This is a genomic window from Candidatus Photobacterium acropomis (genome assembly GCF_030685555.1).
GTDB lineage: Bacteria > Pseudomonadota > Gammaproteobacteria > Enterobacterales > Vibrionaceae > Photobacterium > Photobacterium lucens.
The window spans coordinates 1,572,399-1,597,397 of sequence record NZ_CP131609.1 but is presented as its reverse complement, the minus strand read 5'-3'; the positions used below and the strand labels follow the sequence as shown (position 1 = coordinate 1,597,397).

At 41.6% G+C, this 24,999-nt stretch carries 23 protein-coding genes, 2 tRNA genes and 1 other annotated feature (1 of these 26 cut by a window edge); of the genes, 17 read left to right on the top strand and 8 right to left on the bottom strand.

Annotation, left to right across the window (positions count from 1 at the left end; genetic code table 11):
* Positions 1–77, top strand: a sequence feature (Trp leader region); it begins 19 nt to the left of the window's first position.
* 67 nt (positions 78–144) lie between these two features.
* From Q7657_RS14430 to gspS2, 12 genes are all read left to right on the top strand, one after another.
* A complete protein-coding gene (locus tag Q7657_RS14430; protein ID WP_107165027.1) occupies positions 145–1,158 on the top strand; it encodes a 3-deoxy-7-phosphoheptulonate synthase in 1,014 nt (337 codons plus the stop codon).
* Positions 1,155–2,750, top strand: coding sequence for an anthranilate synthase component 1 (locus Q7657_RS14425; RefSeq protein ID WP_107165026.1), 1,596 nt, complete (start codon positions 1,155–1,157; stop codon positions 2,748–2,750). The genes Q7657_RS14430 and Q7657_RS14425 overlap by 4 nt, the downstream gene beginning before the upstream one ends.
* Before the next feature lie 11 nt (positions 2,751–2,761).
* Positions 2,762–3,370, top strand: a complete 609-nt coding sequence (locus tag Q7657_RS14420; RefSeq protein ID WP_107165025.1) for an aminodeoxychorismate/anthranilate synthase component II — start codon at positions 2,762–2,764, stop codon at positions 3,368–3,370.
* Between the two features lie 25 nt (positions 3,371–3,395).
* Positions 3,396–4,406 carry an anthranilate phosphoribosyltransferase gene (gene trpD, locus Q7657_RS14415; RefSeq protein WP_107165024.1) on the top strand — a complete coding sequence of 337 codons (1,011 nt, stop codon included), beginning with the start codon at positions 3,396–3,398 and terminating at the stop codon, positions 4,404–4,406.
* A gap of 2 nt (positions 4,407–4,408) precedes the next feature.
* A complete protein-coding gene (trpCF, locus tag Q7657_RS14410; protein ID WP_498827327.1) occupies positions 4,409–5,809 on the top strand; it encodes a bifunctional indole-3-glycerol-phosphate synthase TrpC/phosphoribosylanthranilate isomerase TrpF in 1,401 nt (466 codons plus the stop codon).
* Between the two features lie 2 nt (positions 5,810–5,811).
* The gene (gene trpB, locus Q7657_RS14405) at positions 5,812–7,002 is read left to right on the top strand and encodes a tryptophan synthase subunit beta (protein WP_107165022.1); all 1,191 of its coding nucleotides are present in this window, start codon (positions 5,812–5,814) and stop codon (positions 7,000–7,002) included.
* Positions 7,002–7,808 (top strand): tryptophan synthase subunit alpha, encoded by an 807-nt coding sequence (gene trpA, locus Q7657_RS14400; protein ID WP_107165021.1) that lies wholly within the window; start codon positions 7,002–7,004, stop codon positions 7,806–7,808. The genes trpB and trpA overlap by 1 nt, the downstream gene beginning before the upstream one ends.
* 308 nt (positions 7,809–8,116) lie before the next feature.
* The gene (locus Q7657_RS14395) at positions 8,117–9,328 is read left to right on the top strand and encodes a dicarboxylate/amino acid:cation symporter (protein WP_107165020.1); all 1,212 of its coding nucleotides are present in this window, start codon (positions 8,117–8,119) and stop codon (positions 9,326–9,328) included.
* A gap of 124 nt (positions 9,329–9,452) precedes the next feature.
* Positions 9,453–9,992, top strand: coding sequence for a septation protein A (locus Q7657_RS14390; protein ID WP_053988367.1), 540 nt, complete (start codon positions 9,453–9,455; stop codon positions 9,990–9,992).
* Between the two features lie 14 nt (positions 9,993–10,006).
* Positions 10,007–10,405, top strand: coding sequence for an acyl-CoA thioester hydrolase YciA (gene yciA, locus Q7657_RS14385; RefSeq protein WP_053988368.1), 399 nt, complete (start codon positions 10,007–10,009; stop codon positions 10,403–10,405).
* A 321-nt stretch (positions 10,406–10,726) separates the two neighbouring features.
* Positions 10,727–11,026, top strand: a complete 300-nt coding sequence (locus tag Q7657_RS14380) for a YciI family protein (RefSeq protein ID WP_053988369.1) — start codon at positions 10,727–10,729, stop codon at positions 11,024–11,026.
* 22 nt (positions 11,027–11,048) lie between these two features.
* Positions 11,049–11,450 (top strand): type II secretion system pilot lipoprotein GspS-beta, encoded by a 402-nt coding sequence (gspS2, locus tag Q7657_RS14375; protein ID WP_053988370.1) that lies wholly within the window; start codon positions 11,049–11,051, stop codon positions 11,448–11,450.
* Between the two features lie 84 nt (positions 11,451–11,534).
* Here gspS2 and sbmA read toward each other — a convergent pair whose 3' ends face one another.
* The 3 genes from sbmA to Q7657_RS14360 all read right to left on the bottom strand — a co-directional run bounded on the left by sbmA (position 11,535) and on the right by Q7657_RS14360 (position 14,966).
* Positions 11,535–12,545 (bottom strand): peptide antibiotic transporter SbmA, encoded by a 1,011-nt coding sequence (gene sbmA, locus Q7657_RS14370; protein WP_053988371.1) that lies wholly within the window; start codon positions 12,543–12,545, stop codon positions 11,535–11,537.
* A 279-nt stretch (positions 12,546–12,824) separates the two neighbouring features.
* On the bottom strand, positions 12,825–13,763 hold the full coding sequence (locus tag Q7657_RS14365; protein ID WP_107165019.1) for a class I SAM-dependent methyltransferase: 939 nt from the start codon (positions 13,761–13,763) through the stop codon (positions 12,825–12,827).
* A 516-nt stretch (positions 13,764–14,279) separates the two neighbouring features.
* Positions 14,280–14,966, bottom strand: a complete 687-nt coding sequence (locus Q7657_RS14360) for a TIGR01621 family pseudouridine synthase (protein WP_107165017.1) — start codon at positions 14,964–14,966, stop codon at positions 14,280–14,282.
* A gap of 284 nt (positions 14,967–15,250) precedes the next feature.
* On the opposite strand from Q7657_RS14360, the gene cls reads away from it, so the two are divergent.
* Positions 15,251–16,702: a cardiolipin synthase gene (cls, locus tag Q7657_RS14355; protein WP_053988374.1), complete on the top strand. Its 1,452-nt coding sequence runs from the start codon at positions 15,251–15,253 to the stop codon at positions 16,700–16,702.
* Between the two features lie 84 nt (positions 16,703–16,786).
* On the opposite strand, the gene yiaY is transcribed toward cls, so the two are convergent.
* Positions 16,787–17,935, bottom strand: a complete 1,149-nt coding sequence (gene yiaY / locus Q7657_RS14350; protein WP_107165016.1) for an L-threonine dehydrogenase — start codon at positions 17,933–17,935, stop codon at positions 16,787–16,789.
* Between the two features lie 519 nt (positions 17,936–18,454).
* Here yiaY and Q7657_RS14345 point away from each other — a divergent pair.
* Positions 18,455–19,249 carry a M48 family metallopeptidase gene (locus tag Q7657_RS14345; protein ID WP_107165015.1) on the top strand — a complete coding sequence of 265 codons (795 nt, stop codon included), beginning with the start codon at positions 18,455–18,457 and terminating at the stop codon, positions 19,247–19,249.
* Positions 19,250–19,314: 65 nt separating this feature from the next.
* On the opposite strand, the gene Q7657_RS14340 is transcribed toward Q7657_RS14345, so the two are convergent.
* A complete protein-coding gene (locus Q7657_RS14340; protein WP_107165014.1) occupies positions 19,315–20,199 on the bottom strand; it encodes a LysR family transcriptional regulator in 885 nt (294 codons plus the stop codon).
* A gap of 98 nt (positions 20,200–20,297) precedes the next feature.
* Here Q7657_RS14340 and Q7657_RS14335 point away from each other — a divergent pair, with 98 nt between their 5' ends.
* The 3 genes from Q7657_RS14335 (at position 20,298) to Q7657_RS14325 (ending at position 23,489) form a co-directional block, all read left to right on the top strand.
* Positions 20,298–20,909 (top strand): LysE family translocator, encoded by a 612-nt coding sequence (locus Q7657_RS14335; RefSeq protein WP_107165013.1) that lies wholly within the window; start codon positions 20,298–20,300, stop codon positions 20,907–20,909.
* A 328-nt stretch (positions 20,910–21,237) separates the two neighbouring features.
* Entirely contained in the window at positions 21,238–22,464 is a 1,227-nt protein-coding gene (locus Q7657_RS14330) for an NRAMP family divalent metal transporter (protein WP_053988379.1), read from the top strand.
* A gap of 215 nt (positions 22,465–22,679) precedes the next feature.
* On the top strand, positions 22,680–23,489 hold the full coding sequence (locus Q7657_RS14325) for an alpha/beta hydrolase (protein ID WP_181319778.1): 810 nt from the start codon (positions 22,680–22,682) through the stop codon (positions 23,487–23,489).
* Between the two features lie 213 nt (positions 23,490–23,702).
* On the opposite strand, the gene Q7657_RS14320 is transcribed toward Q7657_RS14325, so the two are convergent.
* The 3 genes from Q7657_RS14320 to Q7657_RS14310 form a co-directional block, all read right to left on the bottom strand.
* Complete coding sequence (locus tag Q7657_RS14320) at positions 23,703–24,284, bottom strand: hypothetical protein (RefSeq protein WP_107165011.1); 582 nt, start codon at positions 24,282–24,284, stop codon at positions 23,703–23,705.
* 381 nt (positions 24,285–24,665) lie between these two features.
* Positions 24,666–24,756, bottom strand: a tRNA-Ser gene (locus Q7657_RS14315).
* Between the two features lie 29 nt (positions 24,757–24,785).
* Positions 24,786–24,873, bottom strand: a tRNA-Ser gene (locus Q7657_RS14310).
* Positions 24,874–24,999 lie beyond the last annotated feature (126 nt).

The window sequence follows — 24,999 nt, the reverse complement described above, 5'->3', positions numbered from 1 at the left end:
CCCATTAACGGGCGGTGTGAATTGCTGTATTTAGAGCAAAAGAACAACAAGCCCGCAGCCTTCGCGGGCTTTTTTATAACTCAATACTTTAGCAGTACATCACACACATTCAGTCACCACAGCGAATTTATACAAGGATGCCTTATGATTATTGTCTTAAAACCACAAGCAACAGAAGCTGATGCCAATATTCTCCTCACTAAAATTGCGAACCTTGGTCTTAAACCGCTTTATATGCCAGGTAGCGAACGTATCGTACTTGGTGCATTAGGTGATGAACGTGTACTACAAAGCCTAAATATTCATGCCGATCCTCTGGTTGAATCAGTCAAACCCATTCTGACCAAATACAAATTGGTTAGCCGAGAAGTACAAGCCCACAATACTGTTGTACGTTTTGGCTCAGCTGCTATTGGCGGTGATCGTTTTGCCGTTATTGCAGGCCCTTGCTCTGTCGAATCAGAGCAACAACTCCTCTCTGTTGCTGAAATGGTCAAATCCCATGGTGCTATGGCACTACGTGGCGGCGCTTATAAACCACGTACCAGCCCTTATGATTTCCAAGGACTTGGTGTCGAAGGGTTAAAATTGTTAAAACAAGCCAATGACATGCTCGATATTCCAACCGTTTCTGAAGTAATGGATGTGAGCCAAGTTGAAAAAATGACTCAATATGTTGATTGTTTTCAAATTGGTGCGCGAAATATGCAAAACTATGGATTGTTAAAAATTGTCGGTGAAAGTAAAAAACCGATCTTGCTCAAACGCGGACTTTCAGCCACTATCGAGGAATTGCTACTCGCTGCGGAGTACATTTACGACGCGGGTAACCCGAATATCATTCTTTGTGAGCGTGGCATTCGCACCTTTGAGACAGCAACAAGAAATACATTGGATCTCAATGCAGTCGCTTACCTTAAGCAACATACCCACTTACCAGTGCTGGTCGACCCAAGCCATGGAACGGGAATTCGTGAGTTAGTGATCCCACTTTCACGAGCGGCTGCCGCAGTTGGGGCGGATGGCATCATTGTCGAATCACATTTAAATCCATGTGAAGCCTTATCTGATGGTCATCAAGCACTCACTGCACCAATGTTTGAACAATTAATGCAGGAATTAAAACCGTTTGTGGAAGCGGCAGGGAGAACGCTGTGAATACTCACTCAATAGGAAATCATCCACTAGGGCAAAACACATTAGCTGCTAATGAGATCGATCTTCTCAGCCTTGATGTACCTTATGTTGCCGATCCCACTGAACTGTACTTTTCAGTTTGTGGCGATCGCCCGCACAACCTTTTATTAGAATCAGCAGAAGTTGACTCTAAGCAAGATCTTAAAAGCTTAATGCTGGTCGATGCGGCAGTGCGTATTGTTTGTCGAGGTAAGGAAGTGACGCTAGAAGCCTTAACCAGTAATGGGGTAAACGTCATTACTCATTTACAAAATCAGCTACCGAGCGATATTAAAGCAGCCTTAGATGAAAACACCTTAACGCTGGTCTTTCCATCTAATGCCCATGATATCGATGAAGATAGCCGTTTGCGCCAAACCTCATCATTTGATGCGTTGCGCTTGATCCAACATGCTTTTGATACTAAGCATCATCCGAAAGAAGCCTTATTCTTAGGTGGGCTTTTTGCTTACGACTTAGTGGCAGACTTTGAACCGTTACCGGAAGTGAAGCAAGACAATAACTGCCCTGACTATATCTTCTATATTGCTGAAACTTTGTTGATTGTCGATCACCAACGTCGAAAAGGCACACTACAAGCGACTTTATTTGGTGGTGAACATTACACCAATAGCTATCACGATTTAAGTCGTCGCCTGCAAGCGATTAAAGAGATCTGTTTAAATCCACAGCCAGTGCCACCAGCACAAGTACTTGCTCAATGTGAACCTGTCGCTTCTATCAATGACGAAGATTTCTGCCAAACGGTCGACAATCTCAAGCAGTACGTGATCAGCGGTGATGTGTTCCAAGTGGTGCCATCACGCCAATTTACCTTGCCATGCCCTTCTCCACTGGCGGCATACAAAGCGCTTAAAGTTGGCAACCCAAGTCCATACATGTTCTTTTTACAAGATTCAGACTTCACCTTGTTTGGCGCATCACCTGAAAGTGCACTCAAATATTGCTCAGATTCAAATCAAGTAGAAATCTACCCAATAGCAGGAACACGCCCTCGTGGTAAAAATAACGATGGCTCAATCAATCTTGATTTAGATGGCCGTATTGAGCTGGAACTGCGTTGCGATACCAAAGAAAACGCTGAACACATGATGCTGGTGGATTTAGCCCGTAATGATGTCGCAAGGATCAGTGAAGCTGGTAGCCGTTATGTCGCTGATTTACTAAAAGTTGATCGCTATAGCCACGTAATGCATTTGGTTTCTCGTGTGGTTGGTCAACTGCGTAGCGATCTTGATGCCCTGCATGCTTATCAAGCCTGTATGAACATGGGCACATTAACAGGTGCGCCAAAGATTCGTGCTATGCAGCTTATCCGTGATGTTGAGCAACGCCGTCGTGGTAGTTATGGCGGAGCTGTCGGCTATCTCACCGGTCATGGTGATATGGATACCTGTATCGTGATCCGTTCTGCTTACGTTGAAAATGGTATTGCCAGTGTCCAAGCAGGTGCTGGTGTCGTTTACGATTCCGTGCCTCAAGCCGAAGCCGATGAAACACGCGGTAAAGCCCAAGCTGTGATTAACGCTATTCGCACTGCACATCAAGGTTAAGGAGAACCACAATGACAAACGCAACCCCAGCCCATATTGTGCTACTCGATAACTTTGATTCGTTTACTTATAACCTTGTTGATCAGTTTCGCTCACTCGGTCACCCAGTAACAATCTACCGTAATAACTTATCCGCAGAGCAAGTTGAAAACGCACTGGCTGAGAAAACAAATCCCGTTTTAGTGCTATCACCAGGGCCTGGCGCACCAGCCGATGCGGGTTGTATGCCAGAGCTGATCCTACGTGTAAAAGGCAAAGTCCCAATGATTGGGATCTGTTTAGGCCATCAAGCCATTGTTGAAGCCTACGGCGGTAAGGTTTCAGGCGCAGGTGAAATTGTCCATGGTAAAGCGGCAATGATGAACCATAACCAACATACGGTGTTTGGTCGCTTACCTAACCCGCTTTCTATTGCTCGTTACCACTCTTTGGTCGCAACAGAAGTACCAGCCAGCCTAACAACTATCGCAGATGTAAACGGCTTAGTCATGGCTGTACTGAACGAAGAAGATAAGGTTTGTGGCTTTCAATTCCACCCAGAGTCCATTTTAACGACCCAAGGGGCGGAGCTTTTAACACACACCTTAAATTGGGTAACAAGCCCAAACCCAAACGAATAAATTCAAAGCATTAAGGATGATGATTATGGATAACAAAATTTACGACATTGCCAATAAGCTCTACGACCAAGCATCTCTGAGCCAAGAAGAAAGTCACACCCTGTTTGATGCCATTATCAAAGGTGAAGTGGATCCTATCTTGCTTTCTGCGGTATTAACCTCGCTAAAAATCAAAGGTGAAACACCTCAGGAAATTGCTGGTGCCGCCAGTGCGTTAGTGGCTAATGCCAACCCTTTCCCTCGCCCTGATTACGACTTTGCTGACATTGTTGGTACAGGTGGTGATGGTGCCAATACCATTAATATTTCAACCACTGCGGCATTCGTTGCTGCTGCGTGTGGCATTAAAGTGGCGAAACACGGTAACCGTGGCGTTTCCAGTAAATCTGGCTCATCGGATCTACTGGATAAGTTTGGGATCAACCTTGCGATGACGCCTGAAAACGCCCGTGGCGCATTAGATGAACTAGGCGTGTGCTTCTTGTTTGCCCCTGAATACCATGGTGGTGTTCGTCATGCGATGCCTGTACGTCAAACATTAAAAACCCGCACCATCTTCAATGTATTGGGGCCATTAATTAACCCTGCCAAACCTAACATTGAGTTGATGGGTGTTTACGATAACAGTCTCGTTCGCCCGATTGCAGAAACCATGGCAACCATGGGTATGAAACGTGCGGCAGTAGTTCACGGTAGCGGTTTAGACGAAGTGGCAATTCATGGTGAAACCCATGTTGCAGAAATCATCAACGGTGAAATCACAGAATATACCCTAACCCCTGCTGATTTCGGTTTGGACACTTACCCGTTAGAAGCAATCAAAGGCGGTGAGCCAGAAGAAAACCGCGCCATTATCACCAATATTTTAACGGGTAAAGGTACACCTGCCCAAGTGGGCGCAGTCGCTGTTAACGTCGCACTGCTATTACGCTTATTTGGTCAAGAAGATCTGAAACAAAATACTCAACAAGCCATTGAAGTCATGCAATCAGGTAAGGCTTTTGAGTTGGTAGAAAAATTGGCAGCACGAGGATAATCATGGAAACAGTATTAGCAAAAATTGTTGCTGACAAAAAGATTTGGGTAGAAGCACGTAAAGAATCACAGCCACTGGCTTCATTTATAAATGAGCTTGTCCCAAGTGATCGTGATTTTTACCAAGCGCTCGTATCTAATGCCGATCACGGTGTAGAGCGTCCTGCTTTTATTCTGGAATGTAAAAAAGCATCACCGTCGAAAGGCTTGATCCGTGATGATTTTAACCTTGATTACATTGCGAGCGTGTACAACAACTACGCCAGTGCCATTTCAGTCCTAACCGATGAAAAGTACTTTCAAGGTAACTTTGAGTTTCTACCTCAAGTCCGTGGTCAGGTACGCCAGCCGGTATTATGTAAAGACTTCATGGTTGATACCTACCAAGTCTATTTAGCACGTTACTATCAAGCCGATGCGATATTACTGATGCTATCTGTGCTTAATGACGAGGAATACCAAACCCTTGCCGCTGTCGCTAATGAGTTGAATCTTGGCGTTTTAACTGAAGTCAGTAACGAAGAAGAGCTTGAACGAGCAATCAAGCTTAACGCAAAAGTTGTCGGCATTAACAACCGTAACTTACGTGACTTAAGCATTGATTTAAACCGCACAAAACAGCTTGCGCCTAAACTATCGCAAGACACCATTGTGATTTCAGAGTCAGGTATTTACACCAACCAAGAAGTGCGTGATCTCGCAGCTTTTGCTAACGGCTTCTTAATTGGTAGCTCATTAATGGCAGAAGATAACCTCGATCTTGCGGTTCGTCGCGTACTGTTTGGTGAAAACAAAGTCTGTGGTTTAACCCAAGCCAAAGATGCCACGGCTGCGTATCAAAATGGCGCCGTTTACGGTGGTTTGATCTTTGTTCCTGCGTCACCTCGTTGTATTGATATTGAACAAGCTCGCCATGTAATGACAGGTGCTCCGCTTCACTTTGTTGGTGTATTCCAAAATGCAGCGGTTAAAGAGGTTAGCCATGTTGCCAACCACCTCTCTTTAGCTGCGGTTCAGCTTCATGGTGACGAAACCCAAGGGTACATCAATGAGCTTCGAGCAAGCTTACCGAAAGCCTGCCGGATTTGGAAAGCACACGGTGTGGCAGAGACCCTTCCTGAACTGAAGGATTTTACCGTTGATAAACACCTTGTTGATAGTAAAGTAGGTAATCAAAGTGGTGGTACTGGCACGAGCTTCGATTGGTCATTGATCCAAAGTAGCGATCGCAAAGGTATATTACTGGCTGGTGGCTTAAATGCAGATAACGCACAACAAGCGGCAGCATTAGGATTTGATGGCCTTGACTTAAACTCTGGTGTGGAAAGTGCGCCAGGGCAAAAAGACCCGAATAAATTGGATGCGGCATTCGCGGCAATCAAAAATATTAAGGACAATAAATAATTATGAGCAAATTAAATGCCTTCTTTGGCGAATTTGGTGGTCAGTACGTACCACAAATTTTAGTCCCAGCTTTGGACCAACTGGAAGATGCGTTTATCGAAGCGCAACAAGATCCAAGTTTCCAACAAGAATTCATTACGCTACTAAAAGAGTACGCAGGTCGCCCAACCGCCCTTACGCTATGTCAGAACCTAACCAAAGGTACCAACACTAAGCTGTATCTAAAGCGTGAAGACTTACTCCATGGCGGCGCACACAAAACTAACCAAGTTTTAGGTCAGGCATTACTTGCTAAGCGCATGGGCAAAAACGAGATCATCGCTGAAACAGGTGCTGGTCAACACGGTGTTGCAACCGCTCTTGCCTGCGCCCTATTAGGTCTGAAATGTCGTGTTTACATGGGCGCAAAAGATGTTGAGCGTCAAAGCCCGAACGTATTTCGCATGAAGCTAATGGGTGCTGAAGTGATCCCTGTCCATTCAGGCTCTGCAACGCTAAAAGATGCCTGTAACGAAGCGATGCGTGATTGGTCGGCAAGTTACGATAAAGCCCACTACTTGCTAGGTACTGCGGCAGGTCCTCACCCATTCCCAACGATTGTGCGTGAGTTCCAACACATTATTGGTGAAGAGACCAAAGCACAAATTGTTGAAAAAGAAGGTCGTCTACCTGATGCGGTGATCGCTTGTGTTGGTGGTGGTTCAAATGCCATTGGTATGTTCGCAGACTTTATTGAAGAAACTGACGTTAAGTTAATTGGTGTAGAGCCTGCTGGTAAAGGTTTAGACACCAATATGCACGGTGCGCCACTTAAACATGGCAAACTAGGTATTTTCTTCGGTATGAAAGCGCCACTGATGCAAGATGAGCATGGTCAAGTGGAAGAGTCTTACTCAGTTTCAGCGGGACTTGATTTCCCATCCGTTGGTCCACAACACGCACATCTTAATGCTATTGGCCGTGCTGAGTATGGCTCAGTAACAGACGATGAAGCATTGGAAGCATTCCAATTACTAGCACGTAATGAAGGTATCATTCCTGCATTGGAATCAGCACATGCATTAGCATACGCATTAAAATTGATCCAAGCAGAGCCTGAAAAAGAACAACTCTTAGTGGTGAATTTATCAGGTCGTGGTGACAAAGATATCTTTACTGTTCACGATATTTTAAAGGACAAGGGAGCACTGTAATGGATCGTTATCAAGAGTTATTCAGCACGTTGGCTGAGCGCAATGAAGGTGCCTTTGTTCCATTCGTTACCATTGGTGATCCTAGTCCTGAGCAATCAATGCAGATCATCGATACTTTAGTTGAATCTGGTGCAGACGCATTAGAGCTAGGTATTCCATTTTCTGATCCGCTAGCAGATGGCCCAACCATTCAAGGGGCGACGATTCGTGCCTTAGCATCTGGTACAACACCAGCGTTGTGCTTTGAGATGCTAACGCAAATTCGCCAGAAATACCCAACACTGCCGATTGGTTTGCTGATGTACGCCAACCTTGTGTTTGCCGCAGGTATTGAAAACTTCTACCAGCAATGCGCAGAAGCGAGTGTAGATTCAGTGTTGATTGCTGATGTTCCTGTCAATGCATCACAAGAGTTTCGTGAAGCAGCAGTAAAATATGGTGTTCACCCTATTTTTATCGCGCCACCAAATGCAGACGAAGCCACACTTCAAGCTGTATCAGAACTAGGCGGCGGTTACACTTATCTATTATCACGTGCAGGTGTTACTGGTGCTGAAACCAAGGCTGGCATGCCAATTGAACATTTGCTTTCAAGCCTTAAAGCACACAATGCACCACCCGCTATTTTAGGTTTCGGTATCTCGTCCCCTGAGCAAGTCCGTGATGCTATTGAAGCCGGTGCCGCAGGTGCCATTTCAGGATCGGCAGTAGTCAAAATCATTGAGCAAAACCTTGGTGATAATAGCCAAATGCTAGCGAAACTGGCTGAGTTTATTTCAGCAATGAAAGCAGCAAGCCTGCGCTAATTTACTCAATATAAAAGAAGCCTATGTTCCTCTTACGCTTAAGCGCTAAAAGGACATAGGCTTCTTTTTTGCGTCAAAAACGCCACACACATACTATCTTCGATGCATATTTAAAGGTGTTTTTTTACTGACTTTGCGCAAAATATGGAATCAAATAATTGCCATTGCAGATTGTTGCATGTAAAAGACAGCTTTATAAAATATTGGTGTAACAATTAAAACAATACCAACACCTTATGTTACCGCTTTTAGCGCTTGCTTATGCATTACATATAGAGGTCACGATTGTGCAGAATAATGGAAATCTGATGAAAAACATTGGTGTTCAAGTTGTTATTGCCATGTTCTTAGGAACGCTAGTTGGTGCCATGATGGGGCACGAAGCAGCAATCTTTGCTCCCCTTGGCAGTATTTTTATCCATTTAATCAAAATGCTGGTGATCCCATTAGTTGCCGTTGCCATTATTTCAGGCGCAGCAGGGCTTGGAAATAGCCAATCAGCAGGAAAAGTGGGCGCCAGTACCTTACTCTTTTTCACCCTAACTTCAGCTATCGCTGTCTCCCTCGCCCTATTTATGGGGCATATATTCAAACCGGGTGTGGGTGTCGATCTGAATGCTGTCTCAGGACTATTTGCCAAAACCTATGCTGATAAAGGAGAGTTGCCAACCTTCTGGAATACCGTATTGGGTATGATCCCAACCAATGTTTTCCAATCACTCACTGAAGCCAATATCTTACAAATTCTTGTTTTCTGTCTTTTCTTTGGTATTGCTATTTCTAAGTTAGAAAAAGAACGTCGCGATCCGCTGGTTAACGGTATTAATGCTATCGTGGATGCCATGGTGTGGATGATCAACATTGTTATGAAGATTGCACCATTAGGCGTATTTGGTTTGATGGCTGATGCTGTTGGCACCTTTGGTTTCGATGCTTTAATGGTGGTATTTAAACTGTTTGTGGTTTACGTTGCTGCAATTGCGATTTATGGCTTTATCTTCTATCCACTGCTAGTACAGGTATTGAGTAAAACGTCGGCTTTAACTTTCTTATCTGCCATGAAAAAGCCACAGATTGTTGCCCTTTCCACCGCTTCTTCAATGGCAACACTGCCTGTTAATATGGAAACCTGTGAAGAAGAATTAAAAGTGCGTAACTCTACCGCTTCTTTTGTGCTCCCATTAGGGGCAACGATTAATATGAGCGGTAATGCGATTTATTATGGTTTAGTTGCCATGTTCTTTGCCCAGATTTTCCAAGTTGATTTAAGTCTTGGCGCTTATATTGCGATTATCCTAACCTCAACCTTAGGTGCAGTCGGTCAGGCTGGAGTGCCAGGACCTTCTTTTCTCGTTGTCGCCGTGTTACTTGCCGCAGGTATTCCTATTGAAGGGCTACCACTGCTGTTCGCCTTAGATCGTATTTTTGACATGATCCGCACAGCATTAAACATTACCGGTGATGCGGCTTGTGCTGTCATTGTTGATAATCTTATCGAGCAGCAACCGACTCAAAAATAAACCTTATTCACAACGCTCAAGCTACTCTTTCATCGACAGGTGAAGAGTAGCTTTTTTTGATCGTTTTTCATTCGTGATTCTAAAAAGGTATACTGTCAATAATTCTTAGAAATGAGTTGTTGTAATGAAGCAATTAATCGATTTTATCCCCCTTATTATCTTCTTTATTTTATTTAAAACGAGCGGCATTTTTATTGCGACAGGCGCATTAATTGCGGCAACCGCTGTACAAATTGTAGTGACATGGTTCATCTACAAAAAAGTCGAAAAAATGCAGTTAGTGACCTTTGTATTAGTAGCAATTTTTGGTGGTTTAACTATTTTTCTACACGATGAAAATTTCATCAAATGGAAAGTCACCATCATCTATGCCATCTTTGCTTTAGCACTTTTAATTAGCCAATTTATGGGTAAGCCATTAATTAAAAGCATGCTGGGTAAAGAAATCAGTTTACCTGAAGCTGTGTGGTTACGAATTAACCTTGCATGGAGTGTGTTTTTTGTTGTCTGTGCTGTAGTAAACGTCTATATTGCATTCAATTTCCCGCTCGATATCTGGGTAGATTTTAAGGTATTTGGGTTGCTTGCATTAACCCTGCTCTTTACCTTCTTAACGGGTGGCTATATTTATCGCCACTTACCGAAAAGTGACAATAACCAGTAAAAAGTTGTAGAACCATGAACACTGAAAATAATATCCCACGCGGACAGCTTCTGCTTCGCACGCTTGCCATGCCAGCCGACACCAACGCCAACGGTGATATCTTTGGTGGTTGGATCATGTCACAACTCGATTTGGCTGGTGCTATCTTAGCGAAAGAAATCTCAGGCGGTCGTGTTGTGACCGTATCTGTTGATAAAATTGAATTTAAAGCCCCTGTTAGTGTTGGTGATGTAGTGTGCTGCTATGGTGAATGTAAACGCATCGGTAATACATCAATGAGTGTCGCACTGGAAGTATGGGTTAAGCCTGTTAGTGTTGAAGCTGTTGGCGATCGTTATCGTGTGTGTGAAGCAACCTTTAACTACGTCGCTATTAATAGCGAAGGTCGCCCTCGCCCTATCGTAAAAGCCTAGTTGTTCACGTCATTTTTTGCCAACAAGTACAACATTAGCCGACAAAAAAGCACTAACGCCTAGTTAGTGCTTTTTTTATTGGTTACTATGGAGAAATAGAATATACCCAAGCAACCTCAAGATGCCTGATTCAGAGCGTCCTTAGCTCTCAGACTTTGTTAACGATTCTCAATGTAGAACCACTATATCTTCGAATCGTTGCCGCGCCTGAGAACTAAGGTCGTCTCGCTGAACACGGCATCTTGAGGTTGCTTGGGTATAACAAAATAGATAGCAGATATTTATTGCTATCACCTCTGTACTTTATTAGGGAGAACAATAATGTGGTACGTCATTTTTTCTCAAGACGTAGAAAATAGCCTAGAGCGTCGTATGAGTGTGCGTGAAAAGCACCTTGCGCGTTTAAAAGAGCTTCAAGAGCAAGGCCGTCTATTAGTTGCAGGTCCAATGCCAGCAATCGATAGTGACAACCCTGGCGAAGCAGGCTTTACTGGTTCAACAGTTATCGCTGAATTTGACTCTTTAGAGCAAGCACAACAATGGGCTGATGCCGATCCTTATATTGATGCAGGCGTTTACGCAAATGTCATCGTGAAGCCATTTAAAAAAGTGCTTCCATAATTAGCAGCTTAAGGACTAGATCGTGAAATTATCCATCAATAAAGCGCTAATTACAGCATCTCTCGGTGTATTACTATTAAGTGGCTGTGCTTCGCACGAAAAGCAACAAGTTGCAGAATCTCTAGCACAAAGCCGTGCCGCAGCCATTGATAGCAAAGCGCCTTATCCTAAAATCGATGCTTACCAAATCACTCAGGCTTATGCTTCTGGTAGTACGGTAAAAATCAATGTGATTTACGGTGGTAAAAGTGCAATTACACCATCACGTGCAGCAAAAACAGCAGCAGCCAACTACTGTCGTAACCCAGAAATCATTCCACTATTTGATAATGGCGTGAACTATCAAATCACCATAAAAGACATCAGTGGCCGTACAATGGCACAGCAAGTTATTTCTAAAGACTTCTGTTCATCAATTAAATAAGCCACTGTTGTAGTAAGAATAAAGCCCACGTAAATACACTATTTACATGGGCTTTTTTGATCTTATTTGCATTCAATAAAACGCTTAAATCTGTTCATCCGCTGCTACATCTTCAGCCGCAATCGCTTCATTGATTTGCACTTCAAACGCTTTCAATCGTTTATAAATCGACATCAATTCAACAATCGTACTCCACGAATGCACCAAGAACTGAAATGATTCTTCTACCTTACCAAAAGCACGTAAGATCTGTTGTAACACCCCTAATGTTAATGCTCCCGATACAATCGCAGGCCCCAGTGCGATATAAGGCACAATCACCGTGTACTGAATATATGACCATTTCGCGATATCAAAATATAAGTAATGACGATAAAGATTGAAATAATTCTTACGCACATTAAAGAACAGCTCACCAACCGTTTCAGGCTGGGCACGATTATTTTGATCTTCACCAAACACTAGCTCTTTACGATATGCCGCTTCTACTTTTTGGTTTTTAAATTCCAGCCCGGGTAATTTCACGCCTACGATGGCAAGCAATACGGTACCAAATAATGCCGAGATAATAGCAAGGTAAACTAAAGAACGATCAACTTCGCCAATCCAAGGTAATTCAGTAATATTTTCACTCAATACCCACAAGATAGGTAAGAAAGCAAACAAGGTCATCAGTGAGCGCATAAAGCTCACTCCTAGCCCTTCCACAATACGTGCGAAACGCATGGTATCTTCTTGTACACGTTGAGATGCACCTTCAATATGATGAATTTTATCCCAATGCGACATGTAGTAATCATTCATTGCGGTTCGCCAGCGGAAAACATAATGTCGAACGAAGAAATCAAGCATCACTGCAATAATGATGTAGATAGAAACAATGTTGAAAAAATCGATACAGCTAGATAGAAACTCTTCAAATGTCACTGCATTAGGTTTAGCAAGTGCTTTCTGAATCAAATCATAGAAAGTACCAAACCACTCATTCACCTCAACGTCTATCTGCACCTTATACCAAGTCACATACAGAATTAAGGCACTACCGAGGATCGACCATAAGAACCAACGGCGATCGAGAAAAAAAGACTTAAACATAATTACACATCCCTTAATGTATGTTCGCTATTCGGTTAACCTAAACCAGCTAACTCGCTTCCCTACGTTTTTATTTTTGTCCTGTCTTTTCAGTATTTGTCAGTCGCTACAAAATTGCAACATTCGTCTTAATTATGAAGAGGTTAGTAACGTTGAATATATGGTAATGTGATAATTTACCCATTTTTATCACTAAGAAATCATAAATTAGATACAAAAAATCCCTTACATTAAAAACATAAGGGATAAGAAAGTTGTTGCATCAATGTTTAGTTTCAATTACTTGCGCTGAAACACTAAAGCTTTTAAACCACCCTCTGGTTCAACATCTTTAAACTCAGGTGGATTCTCTAAACGCTTTTCAAATACTAGCTCTGGCGCTTCTGCTGCCATACCTTCAATTAAAAAGTCAGAAGTAATACTAGGATCATTAACACAAGCTAATACTGTACCGTTTTCCGTTAGTAATTCAGGTAAACGACGTAAGATTTTTTGATAATCTTTGGTTAACGCAAAGCTGCCTTTTTGGAACGATGGCGGATCGATGATAATCAAATCATACGGGCCGTATTTGCGAACCTTACCCCATGATTTAAATAGCTCATGACCTAAGAAACTCACTTTCTTTAAATCATGCTTATTTAAATGGTGATTATCACGACCACGGTTGAGTGCCGCTTTCGCCATATCAAGGTTCACCACGTGCTCTGCACCACCAGCAATGGCTGCGACAGAAAAACCACATGTGTAGGCAAATAAGTTAAGCACACGCTTACCTTCAGCTTGCTCACGAACCCAATCGCGACCCAAACGCATATCAAGGAATAAGCCGTTATTTTGCTTACGTCCAAGATCCAACTTGTACACTAAGCCACTTTCAATCACATCTTGGTATTCAGAGGTTTCACCCCAGATCACGTCCATAGGTGAACCAAGACGATCACGATGTTGAAGCAATAACGATCTCGCACCACTGTGTTGCCATTCTGCAGTTTCAGTCAGCTTATTCAGCAAAGTAGTAAGTTCAGCTAAGAACTCAGCTGAAGGCTCTTTAAATAAAGAAACAAGTACTTGACCTTGCAACCAATCAACCGTGATTTGCTCTAGCCCTTGCCAGCAGCGTCCACGACCATGAAATAGTCGACGCACTTCTGTTGGTGGTGTAGACAATGCAGCGACGAGGTGCGCTTCTAAAGTGGGTAATGCACTTATTTCCATAACTTCAAACTATATAGTGAATTAAGAGCGCTATTTTAACCACTGACAATAAGAATGCCAGTTTCAGCGCAAGTATTGTTTATGCTGCGAGTAACAAAGCGCATGGCATTGGCGTCGAGGACGTTTCACTATTAATAAAAGAAGGTATAAACGCTGGATAATTACAGTAAATAAGAACAGGTGATACAAGAAAAGGAGAAGCATTAGCGGCAGGATGCGCTGGGGAATAAGGAGAATAGTGGGAACTATCAATAGAATGAAAGAATTGCTGAGCCCGATAACGACAATGACGTTGCTGTCGTTTATTGTTGATTTGCTTTCTACGGTTTCGTGTTCGGGCGATACGCATGGTCTTTCTCTGTGCTAGGTTGATCCTAGGCGGTCATTATACGTTAACCCTACTCAGAGTGATAGTGATCAGATAAATATGCAGTTTAATCGCTCGTGATTTCCACAGTTGCTACTCGATTTAACAAAGCGAAAAGCAAACTGCGGAAAATCACCACAAAGACACTATTACTTTTTATGAGGCAAAACAGGCCAAGCTAATTGCCAAGGCTGCTGCCACTCAGTTAATGCTTGTTGCGTTTCTGCCACTTGCCATAGTTCGCCTTCAGTTGGCGGGCAAATAAAACGTTGCGTTTCACCTTTATAAGGAAATGACAAGGCATAAGCATGTAAATAACCACGATCAGCCGCTTCTGTACCGTAAATATCATCGCCAGTAATACCTGAACCGACACTACGCAAAGCAACGCGAATTTGATGGGTTTTTCCCGTATGTGGCTTACACAAAAAGACGCGACGCCCTTCTCCTGCTGCGGCAGAGAAAAACTGCGTTACCGCTGGGTTCTCTTTGGTGCTTTCTAACTTCCAGCTACTACGGCGTGAACGTGACATATCACCAATCACCACACCTTGTTTTTTCTTCGGCTTTTTCGTGCCGATAGCAACATAAAACTTTTCGACCACACGTTCAGCAAAATTAGAAGATAAAATCGAAGCCGCTTCTTTATTACGTCCTAACAGCAATAACCCTGATGTCATCTTGTCGAGGCGATGGATCAAATACAGTTTTTCATCCCCTGTTTGCTCAGTAACAGCGGCAAGTAACGGCTGATCATTATCATCTTTATGGACACTGATCCCGGGATGTTTATTGATCACAAGAAAATCAGGATGCTGGTAAACAAGAGTAAACATGGAATTTCCTACTGAAAATGAGCGGGCGAGTATAACTAGCTCAGCAAAAAAGAAAAAGTCGTGCTAAAAATAAACGCACATATAGAAGTTCTTATAGTGAGTATTATCCCTATCGTATTTCACTTAGCGAAAACACGAAAGGTACAAAAAATGCATGATTTAAAACATATAAAAACTGATTTTTCACGCATTTTGGGCTAATAGATAAACTGCATACTAGGATTTTCTGATATTTCAATGCACTATATGTCGATAACGTATTATTTAAACAACGAAGTCTTTTGATGGAACAGTTTTATCAAGTCTTAACGTGGATTGGCGTCTTCGCTTATTGGTTGCTGATTGCAGCAGTCACAGTCCGTGTCGTTTTTAAACGTCGAGTTGTGGGTGTTTCACTCGCTTGGATGATGATCATTTACATCGTACCTATCGGTGGGGTCATTGCATATCTATTATTTGGTGAATTAAACCTTGGCAAAAAACGCGCTGAACGTGCTCGTGAAATGTTCTTGCCTTTTGGTAACTGGTTTAAACAACTCAATGATTGTCCGGGGCATCAACCCCAACAAATGACTCTGGTAGCCAAACCAATCAGTGATTTATGTGAAAATCGCTTAGGCATTCCCGGGTTAATAGGCAATGATCTATCACTACAATCATCACCTCAAGAAATTTTACGTTCACTGATCGCTGATATTAACCAAGCACAACACTCTATCCATCTTGAATTTTATATTTGGAACCCGGGTGGTCTGGCGGATGAAGTGGGTGTCGCACTCATCCAAGCCTGTAAACGTGGGGTAAAAGTACGTTTATTATTAGATTCTGCTGGCAGTATGCGTTTCTTCCAATCGCATTGGCCTAAACTGATGCGTGGTGCAGGTATTGAATTGGTTGAAGCCTTAGCCGTTTCACCATTTCGTATGTTCTTCCGTCGCCTTGATCTGCGCCTACACCGTAAAATTGTCGTGATTGATGACCACATCGCTTACACAGGTTCAATGAACTTGGTCGATCCTGCATTCTTTAAAATCGATGCAGGTGTTGGGCAATGGGTTGATGTGATGGTACGCATTTCTGGCCCAACGGTATCGGTATTAAATTGTATTCAAGCATGGGATTGGGAAGTAGAAACAGGGCAACGTTTCTTACCACCTTTACCGTCGTGCGCTATTGATACAGCCCATAAAGACACGGTGCAAGTGATCCCGTCAGGTCCCGGTATGCCGGATGATATTATCCATCAAGTGTTACTGCTAAGTATTTACCAAGCGCAACGCTCAGTGGTGATCACTACGCCTTACTTTGTCCCAAGTGAGCATTTATTACATGCAATGAAAGGAGCTGCAGAGCGTGGCGTTGAAGTACATGTTGTGATCCCACGTAAGAATGACTCTGTGATGGTGGAATGGGCAAGCCGTTCATTCTTTAGTGATCTATTAGAATCAGGCGTGCATATTCATCGCTTCCATGGCGGTTTATTACACACCAAATCGGTAGTGATTGATGAAAGTCACTGCTTAATTGGTACGGTGAATTTGGACATGCGTAGCTTGTGGCTCAACTTTGAAGTGACTATGGCTGTCGATAATATTGTCTTTACCCAAGAACTAAGCCAACTACAACAAAGCTACATTGCTGATTCAGATGAAGTAGATAAAGAACAATGGAGTAAACGTTCGATGAAGAACAAGCTCGTTGAACGCTTCTTCTATATGTTTAGTCCCCTATTGTAAGTTGCTCTTAATTAAGCAATAAGCAACAAGTAATAAAAAAGGCAATCATCTGATTGCCTTTTTACTATCTCATTACGTTAGCAATTACATTGCAGCCATAAAGATCTGTGAAATTTCTTCATGCGTTGCTTGTTTAGGGTTAGTGAAACCACAAGCATCTTTCAGCGCATTATCAGCCAATAACGCCACATCCTCTTCCTTCACACCAAGCTCTTTTAGGCCAGATGGAATACCCACATCTTTAGATAGCGCCACAATAGCTTTAAGTGCAGCGTCTGCACCCTGCTCTGCTGTCATGTTTTCCACATTAACGCCCATCGCTTTTGCAACATCACGTAAGCGCTCCGCTGATACCTGTGCGTTGTAGCGTTGAACATGCGGAAGTAATACAGCATTACATACACCATGAGGAAGATTGTAGTAGCCGCCTAACTGGTGCGCCATCGCATGTACATAACCGAGTGATGCGTTGTTAAATGCCATACCCGCCATGAACTGCGCATACGCCATTTGCTCACGAGCATTAAGGTTTTGACCTTCTTTCACTGCGGTACGTAGGTTTTGTTGAATTAACTCAATCGCTTTAATCGCAACCGCATCTGTGATTGGTGTTGCCGCGATTGAAACATACGCTTCGATAGCGTGAGTTAACGCATCCATACCTGTTGCTGCAGTCAGTGATGCCGGTTTTGCCAACATTAATTGTGGATCATTGACGGACATTAATGGCGTGGTGTTCTTATCTACAATCGCCATCTTAATATGACGCTCTTCATCCGTAATAATACAGAAGCGAGTCATTTCAGAAGCTGTACCTGCTGTAGTGTTAATAGCAACCACTGGTAACTGTGCTTTTGCTGAGCGATCAACACCTTCGTAGTCACCAATTTGACCACCGTTCGCAGCTAATAGCGCAACACCTTTCGCGCAGTCATGTGGTGAACCACCGCCTAAAGAAATGACAAAATCACATTGGTTTTCTTTTAATAACGCTAAACCTTCATCCACATTTTTAATGGTTGGGTTTGGTTGAGTACCATCATAAACCACAGAATCAATATCACGCTCAGTTAGCAATACAGCCACTTGAGTCACAACACCAATCTGGTTCAATACTTTATCGGTAACAATTAATGCTTTTTTAAAACCGTGAGATTTAATTGCGTCTGCTGCTTGTGTAAGACAACCAGCGCCCATGAAGTTAACTGTAGGAATATAGAATGCACTACTCATAATACTCACCTTAATATCAAGAAAATAATTACCAAAACACTCTTGTTAAAATGTTTTCGTTAATTATAAAAAGGAATAACGTAATACCTTTTTATATTGTTTTACCGACTTGGCTAATAGTTTTATTTGATCTAAAACAAAAAAGTGAGCGTCATAATGAACTTAAACTTTAACTTTGATGTTGTTCTCAGGATTCAATTTTCATTGTCTTTTTTATGAAAAGTATCATTTCGATATATAAACAATGTATTGGGATCACCAAGATAAAATATTTAAAACTGTGAATAAGTTCAATTAAAAAATAGCGAATAAATGATAGCTCTTGATAAGCTATTTATTCACCACAAAAACACTTTATAGAATAAATCGACAGATAATTATTTCAATTGCGCAACATTGATACATTTTCATTAATCACATCGCATTTTTATACTTACTTATTTGCACCAACATTCAGATAAGACGCATTATTTTGCCACTTTATTTAAACCTAAATTAACGTATAAAAGGAATTGCTTAATGAACGTTTCAGCATTGCGTCACCCTAAAGAAAACCTTTATAGAATGTTATGCATTATTATTGGTGGATTAATTTGGGCGGCATTATTACTCGGCACTTTATTTAGTATTCTCGTTTTCCTTATTCCAATCGCATTCTTTTTATGGCTATCCAGTAAATTTTTCCAAGCCAGCATTTTTGGTAATGCGGTTCACGTAAATAAAAATCAATATATGGATTTAAATACCATGGCGGACGACATTGCCACAGCATTAAATATTAAAGACAAACCTGAAATGTTTATTGTGAACGCACAAGGTTTAACTAATGCTTTAGCGGTGAAGTTTTTATCACGTAAATATACGCTACTATTTAGTGATTTAGTTGATTTATTATGGGAAGAGAAAAAACAAGACCAACTTCGTTTTGTGATCGCCCATGAACTCGCACACCACGCTGCAGGTCACGTTAATTTCTGGATCAACCTACTCATGAAACCTGCGATGTTTGTTCCTTTCCTTGGCTCGGCATATAGCCGCGCTTGTGAACTAACCTGTGACCGCATTGCAGCAGAAATCGTTAAAGATAAACAAGCGAGCCTTAACGCGCTAATTGCATTAGCTTCAGGCAGTAAAGAGCTTTTAGCTGCTACTAATAACGATAGCTTTGTACAACAAGAACTAAGTGTGCCTGCGGTCTTTGGTTTTCTCCAAGAAATTACCTCAAGCCACCCTCGCATGACTAAACGTGTTATCGCAATTAATAACTATCAAGTAAATAACCAAGAACCAAACTTAATTGCCCGTGAAGCCTGATGACAATAGCTAATCTATAACGACAAAGCCGCTATATTTAAGCGGCTTTTCTTTTTCAAATAGGGTTACTTTTCTTGCTCATCGCTAGTTGGTATTGCCTGCGATAAATGCTCAGTCAGCCATGTTGAAAATAAAGCTTCAGCACCTTCTAACTCCGCTTTGGTACTCATCAACATATAATCACAGCCAGATGGGACAAAACCAAATGGAGCAATAAGTACACCGCGCTTTATATCATCCATCACAAAGGGATAAGATCCCATCGCCGCGCCTAAACCATCAATCGCCGCTTGAATACAAAAATAAAAGTGACCAAATGTTTGTTGATGCTTCCCTTTTATATCAAGGCAATGATGGCTTTTGTCTTGCCAACTTTGCCATGCTGTCGGTCTGGTTGCGCTATGAATGAAGGTAATGTCTTGGTGATCATGTTTGACCTTATCCCAATATTCAGGAGAAAACACAGGCCCAACCCATTCCGCCACTAACGGTGTTTTATGGTAATCACGAAGACACTCAAAATCATCACGACGAATAGCCAGTGATAATCCACTCATCCCTAACTCAATTGCACCACCAGCAGTAGACAATCGTACATCAATCCCTGATTTTTCATAGAAATCCGCTAGCCGAGGCATTAACCAACGCATGGTCAATGTTGGCTCACAAGAGACTTCCAACGCTTGAGTTTGAAATTGACGCAATTCGTGAACGCTCGTTTCCAATACGCTAAACGCCTGCCGAGTCGCAACCTTTAACTTTTCACCTTGTGTCGTTAAATAGACATTGCGCCCTTTCTTATAAAAGAGCTCAACCCCTAAATAGGTTTCTAAGGTTTTGATCTGTTTACTCACTGCGCCATGCGTAATGTTCAATTGCTGTGCCGCTTCACTAAAACTTGAACATGACGCTGACACATCGAATACATGAAATGCTTTAAGATGCCTCATCTGTGAATTTTTCTCACATGTTACTCAACTTCTTTTCGATTAAAACATAGCCATCTAACACATACAATAACGCCATTACAGACTTGTTTGGGGGATAAATGGAACTGATCAGCTTAGCGATTTTAGGATTATTGATTGTAATCAGCCCTGGTGCTGACTTCGTATTAGTGTTAAAAAACAGCCTTAATCATGGGCGTTCTGCAGGGATCTGGACAGCAATTGGTATTAGCCTTGCGATCACCATACACATTACTTATTCATTATTGGGGATCAGTTACCTTATCTCACAAAATGAAATGCTGTTTAATGCTATTCGCTATGCAGGTGCTGCCTACTTAATTTATCTAGGCATTAAAGGGATCTTTTTTTCTGACAATAAAACCGATCTACAAGGTGAGACTGCACCAAGTAAAAGTAGTAAACACTTTCTGGCACAAGGCTTTCTCTGTAACGCCTTAAACCCTAAAACCATGCTGTTTTTCTTAAGTGTGTTTAGCCAAGTGGTATCGACAGATGCAAGCGATAACCATGTTGCCTTGCTATATGGCGCTTATATGATTGCGATGCACTTTTTATGGTTCAGCCTTGTTGCGATCCTATTTACTTCAAAAGCACTGCAAACGCGTTTATTGAATATGAAAAAACTACTAAACCAATTATGTGGTGCAGGGCTTGTCACCTTTGGCGCTGTATTAGCACTAAAATCATAACGTTTTCTACGCAAAGTCGCTGACTCTCATTCAGCGACTTTCTCTTTTCTACCCTCTAACTCCCTAATAAACCAAACTACACAGCATAAACTCATCACTAAAAATTCCTTTCAAAGATAAATATCACCCAAAAAGACAAAAACATTTTTTATTCTATTTTTTCGTTGACAGTCTTATTCAATATCTCTAAAATCCGCCGCCAAGCAAACGATTACATCTTGTAACTGTCTGTTTTTACGTTTTATATTCTTTTCTTTTAGTCAGCTGATCTTGGTCAGTTGTCTTTCTTTTTTTCTATAAATAGAGAGACAACATTTTAGAGACCAACATGACAACGATGACTTCTGCAGCACCTGCTGCCACTCAAAACACTTCTTGGCAAAACAAAGCGATTTTGAGCGTAGCATTCTTAATGGCCACCACCTCTGTTGGTCCAGGCTTTCTGACTCAAACCGCTGTTTTTACTAATATCTACAAAATCGACATGGCATTTCCTGTCTTCGCTTCGATGTTTATCACCTTTGGTATTGTGATGAACTTATGGCGCATTGTCGGTGTATCTGGCCTGCGTATTCAAGACATTGCTAACCGTGTAGCACCGGGCATGGGCTACGCTGTCGGTATTCTGCTGGCACTGGGTGCAGTAGCATTTAACTTCGGTAACGTCAGTGGAGCAGCGTTAGGCATTAATGTTTTAACCGGCGTTGATACTACATGGGGCGCACTGTTTACAGGCGTTGTAGGTTGCTTACTGTTTATTGTTCATAACGCTTCAAAACGCATGGATCAAATGGCGCGCTACCTTGGCTTGTTTATGATTGTGCTGATTGCTTATGTCGCCATGACCAGCCTACCGCCAATGGGTGAAACACTAAAGGCAGCTGTTATTCCAACCGATATGAGCAACCTATTACTACCAACATTAACTATCGTTGGTGGTGCTGTAGGTGGTTACTACACTGGTGCGCAGCGTTTAGTGGATGTAGGCTTACAAGGCAAAGACAACGTAACATCGATTAAAAAAGCCGCATGGGCAGGCATTTCAATTGCAGTTGTGATCCGTATTCTGCTGTTCTTAGCGGTATTTGGTGTGATTGCAACAGGCGCGGTATTAGATACTTCAAACCCTGCCGCTGATGCTTTCCGTCAAGGTGCTGGCGAAGTGGGCTACTTTATCTTTGGTTTAGTGTTATTTGTTGCTTCAATTACTTCGGTGGTTGGCAACTCTTACATGGCAATCTCACTAATTAAGACCCTATTCCCTGTAGTTGCACGCAATGAAAAAGCATGGTGTGTGGGCTTTATCATCATCACTAGCCTTGGCACCGTAACCATGAACATGCCTATTCTACTACTCATGTTAGCTGGTCTTATCAACAGTATTATTCTACCTGTGGTACTCGCTATGGTACTTGCCGCTACGCGCCGCAAAGACATCGTCGGTGATTACAAACACCCAATGTACCTAACCGTTACAGGTGTTTTAATTGTGGTAGTAATGGCAGCGGCTAGCCTTTCAAACATCAGCAACTTTATGACAAAGTTTATGGGATAACCCGAGTACTGACTTCAACAAAATAAAGGTCTAGTGATCGTGCTAGACCTTTATGCTTTTAATGACTTATGATTTGTAATAGACATCTAATTTTCAACTTTAAACTCAGATGGATAATCTAAATTAATTTAGAATCATCAATATATCATTCATTTTTCATCTCTATCATGTTAAAAAAATTTATCATCCCTTCATTAATATTAAGCTTTTCGACTATGACCTTTGCCGACTCTCAGCAAATATCTCTAAATAACGGCAGCTATGATATTCCAGCCATCTTTTCTGTACCTGATAAGAAAATAGATAAGCAAATACCTGCGGTGATCATGCTCCACGGCACAGGATCACAAAAAGATGAAGTGGGTAATTTATACAAATCTCTCAGTGAAAAATTAGAAGCGATGGGGATTGCCTCTATTCGTCTCGATTTTGCAGGCAGTGGCGACAGTAAAACATCAGACTTAGAATACTCTTTATCTTCCGCTGTTCTCGATAGCAAAACCGCTTTTAACTATCTTCAAGATAATCCACAAATCGATAAAAATCGCATTGGGGTTATCGGCTTTAGCCAAGGTGCTTTAATTTCACAATTATTAGTCATTGAAGAGCCTAACATTAAATCACTCGCTGTTTGGTCTCCTGCTGTTGGTAATGGCATTGCGCCAATGAAAACCTTTTTTGAACAATACTATGACGAGGCAAAACAGAACGGCTACGCACTTATTAACTATGATTGGCGTCCATCGTTAAAGGTCAACCTAACATGGTTTGAACAATTAAAAGCCCAGCAATCATTAACTTTGATGAAGCAATTTACTGGCTCTTTATTAGCAGTTTCAGGTACTAACGATACCGTCCTACCTTGGGAAAATGCGAATACACTGATCACCGCATCTGGCAGTAAAGATGCGACAGCTGTCATCATGAAAGATGGCGATCATATCTTTAATGTCTTTGATCCAAAGGCACATCAAAGTAAAGAGCTATTAGAAATAACCGCCAATTGGTTCAATTCGCGTTTATAAATCACGATTTATAACAAATGCAAAAAAGCCGCTGAAAGTTAACTCAGCGGTTTTGTTTTATATGGTGGAATTGTAAATCAAATCTATACAGAGCCATGGCTAAGTTAGATAAATTATCAGACCTATTTAAGTTGTTAGATATCAGAAAAATAACACAATACTGATACATCTGAAATATACCAAAAATTGTATAAAAAAGTTTGTTATGCAATTTTATATTCTTAGTAATCGTCTTATTCCTTCTATGCTAATTGCTGAGGCAATTGCTGCTTCAAGGCTATTTGAAAGCAAATATACAGCAATATCGATTGCTACATTAAATAATAGCCAACACAACTCATATACCCGCCTAAAAGCAATTAACTCAGAAAATAGATCTTTGCGAGCACTAAATCTTGTCCTAGTGCAATTTATAGAACAGGATTCTTTGTCAACATCATACTCTTCCGCTGGTTGCAACAAGTAATATTGTTTGTAATATTTATAAAACAATACTTCAATTGCTGCTTCGCGAACTATATTGTTAAAAATACCATAGGGTACAAAAATGCTCAGATGCCGCGTTGCTCCGTAATTTTCCCCTAACTCCTTTTTATAACCATCATAAGGAGCAACAGAGAAACTCATAATGATGTTTTCCAATAACTCAACACCAATTGCAAGTTCTACCAATGTCAACTTTATCCACTTTAATAACGAAACTTCTGATTTAAGTTCTTTGCTTCGAAGAAACACGGTGGACAAGTAACTTTTACCATTAAAATCTTTCTTATCTATTACTTTGAAATTCTTCATTTTAACTTGAACAATATATTATTAATCAGATCGTTAGCTCTTACGCAAAAACACACTTAAATTACGCTGATCATATTCCATTTAAGTCATAAATATTATGAGGTTAATTGCATTATTTTGTTTCAAGATATTTTGGAAATATGAAAAGAAAGAAATGTATTAAACTCGTCATAGAGGATTTGAACCCTGATGATACCAACATCAGTATTGCGACAAGATTAGTCATTCTTCAGATGCAAAAAAGCCGCTGACTTCATCAACGGCTTTCTCTAAAAATGGCGAAGCAGTTCTGGGTATTAGAGGATTTGAACCCTGCTTTAACTATATAAATGACCCAAAGTAAAAAGGCTGCTGAGTCAAACTCAGCAGCCCTCTTTAATATGGCGGAGAGATAGGGATTTGAACCCTAGATACGCTATTAACGTATGCCGGTTTTCAAGACCGGTGCTTTCAACCACTCAGCCATCTCTCCTAAATTGTGTTCTCTTATTAAATAAGAGATGGCGGTGAGGGAGGGATTCGAACCCTCGATACGTTGCCGTATACACACTTTCCAGGCGTGCTCCTTCAGCCACTCGGACACCTCACCACGTTGTTGCTGAACCGCTGTGCGTTTCAACGGCGGCTAATGTAATCACTTCTACTACCTCGGTCAAGGTATTTTCCCGTTATGTGTTTTATTCGCCTACTTATAGATCAAATGGGTCTATTCTCG

Coding starts and splice junctions, on each gene's coding strand:
- sbmA (WP_053988371.1), bottom strand. CDS start 12,545: ATGTTTAAGTCTTTTTTTCTCGATCGCCGTTGGTTCTTATGGTCGATC.
- Q7657_RS14395 (WP_107165020.1), top strand. CDS start 8,117: ATGAAAAACATTGGTGTTCAAGTTGTTATTGCCATGTTCTTAGGAACG.
- Q7657_RS14360 (WP_107165017.1), bottom strand. CDS start 14,966: ATGTTTACTCTTGTTTACCAGCATCCTGATTTTCTTGTGATCAATAAA.
- Q7657_RS14365 (WP_107165019.1), bottom strand. CDS start 13,763: ATGGAAATAAGTGCATTACCCACTTTAGAAGCGCACCTCGTCGCTGCA.
- Q7657_RS14390 (WP_053988367.1), top strand. CDS start 9,453: ATGAAGCAATTAATCGATTTTATCCCCCTTATTATCTTCTTTATTTTA.
- Q7657_RS14430 (WP_107165027.1), top strand. CDS start 145: ATGATTATTGTCTTAAAACCACAAGCAACAGAAGCTGATGCCAATATT.
- Q7657_RS14325 (WP_181319778.1), top strand. CDS start 22,680: ATGACCTTTGCCGACTCTCAGCAAATATCTCTAAATAACGGCAGCTAT.
- cls (WP_053988374.1), top strand. CDS start 15,251: ATGGAACAGTTTTATCAAGTCTTAACGTGGATTGGCGTCTTCGCTTAT.
- Q7657_RS14330 (WP_053988379.1), top strand. CDS start 21,238: ATGACAACGATGACTTCTGCAGCACCTGCTGCCACTCAAAACACTTCT.
- Q7657_RS14380 (WP_053988369.1), top strand. CDS start 10,727: ATGTGGTACGTCATTTTTTCTCAAGACGTAGAAAATAGCCTAGAGCGT.
- trpA (WP_107165021.1), top strand. CDS start 7,002: ATGGATCGTTATCAAGAGTTATTCAGCACGTTGGCTGAGCGCAATGAA.
- trpB (WP_107165022.1), top strand. CDS start 5,812: ATGAGCAAATTAAATGCCTTCTTTGGCGAATTTGGTGGTCAGTACGTA.
- Q7657_RS14420 (WP_107165025.1), top strand. CDS start 2,762: ATGACAAACGCAACCCCAGCCCATATTGTGCTACTCGATAACTTTGAT.
- Q7657_RS14320 (WP_107165011.1), bottom strand. CDS start 24,284: ATGAAGAATTTCAAAGTAATAGATAAGAAAGATTTTAATGGTAAAAGT.
- trpD (WP_107165024.1), top strand. CDS start 3,396: ATGGATAACAAAATTTACGACATTGCCAATAAGCTCTACGACCAAGCA.
- Q7657_RS14335 (WP_107165013.1), top strand. CDS start 20,298: ATGGAACTGATCAGCTTAGCGATTTTAGGATTATTGATTGTAATCAGC.
- Q7657_RS14345 (WP_107165015.1), top strand. CDS start 18,455: ATGAACGTTTCAGCATTGCGTCACCCTAAAGAAAACCTTTATAGAATG.
- yiaY (WP_107165016.1), bottom strand. CDS start 17,935: ATGAGTAGTGCATTCTATATTCCTACAGTTAACTTCATGGGCGCTGGT.
- Q7657_RS14340 (WP_107165014.1), bottom strand. CDS start 20,199: ATGAGGCATCTTAAAGCATTTCATGTATTCGATGTGTCAGCGTCATGT.
- trpCF (WP_498827327.1), top strand. CDS start 4,409: ATGGAAACAGTATTAGCAAAAATTGTTGCTGACAAAAAGATTTGGGTA.
- yciA (WP_053988368.1), top strand. CDS start 10,007: ATGAACACTGAAAATAATATCCCACGCGGACAGCTTCTGCTTCGCACG.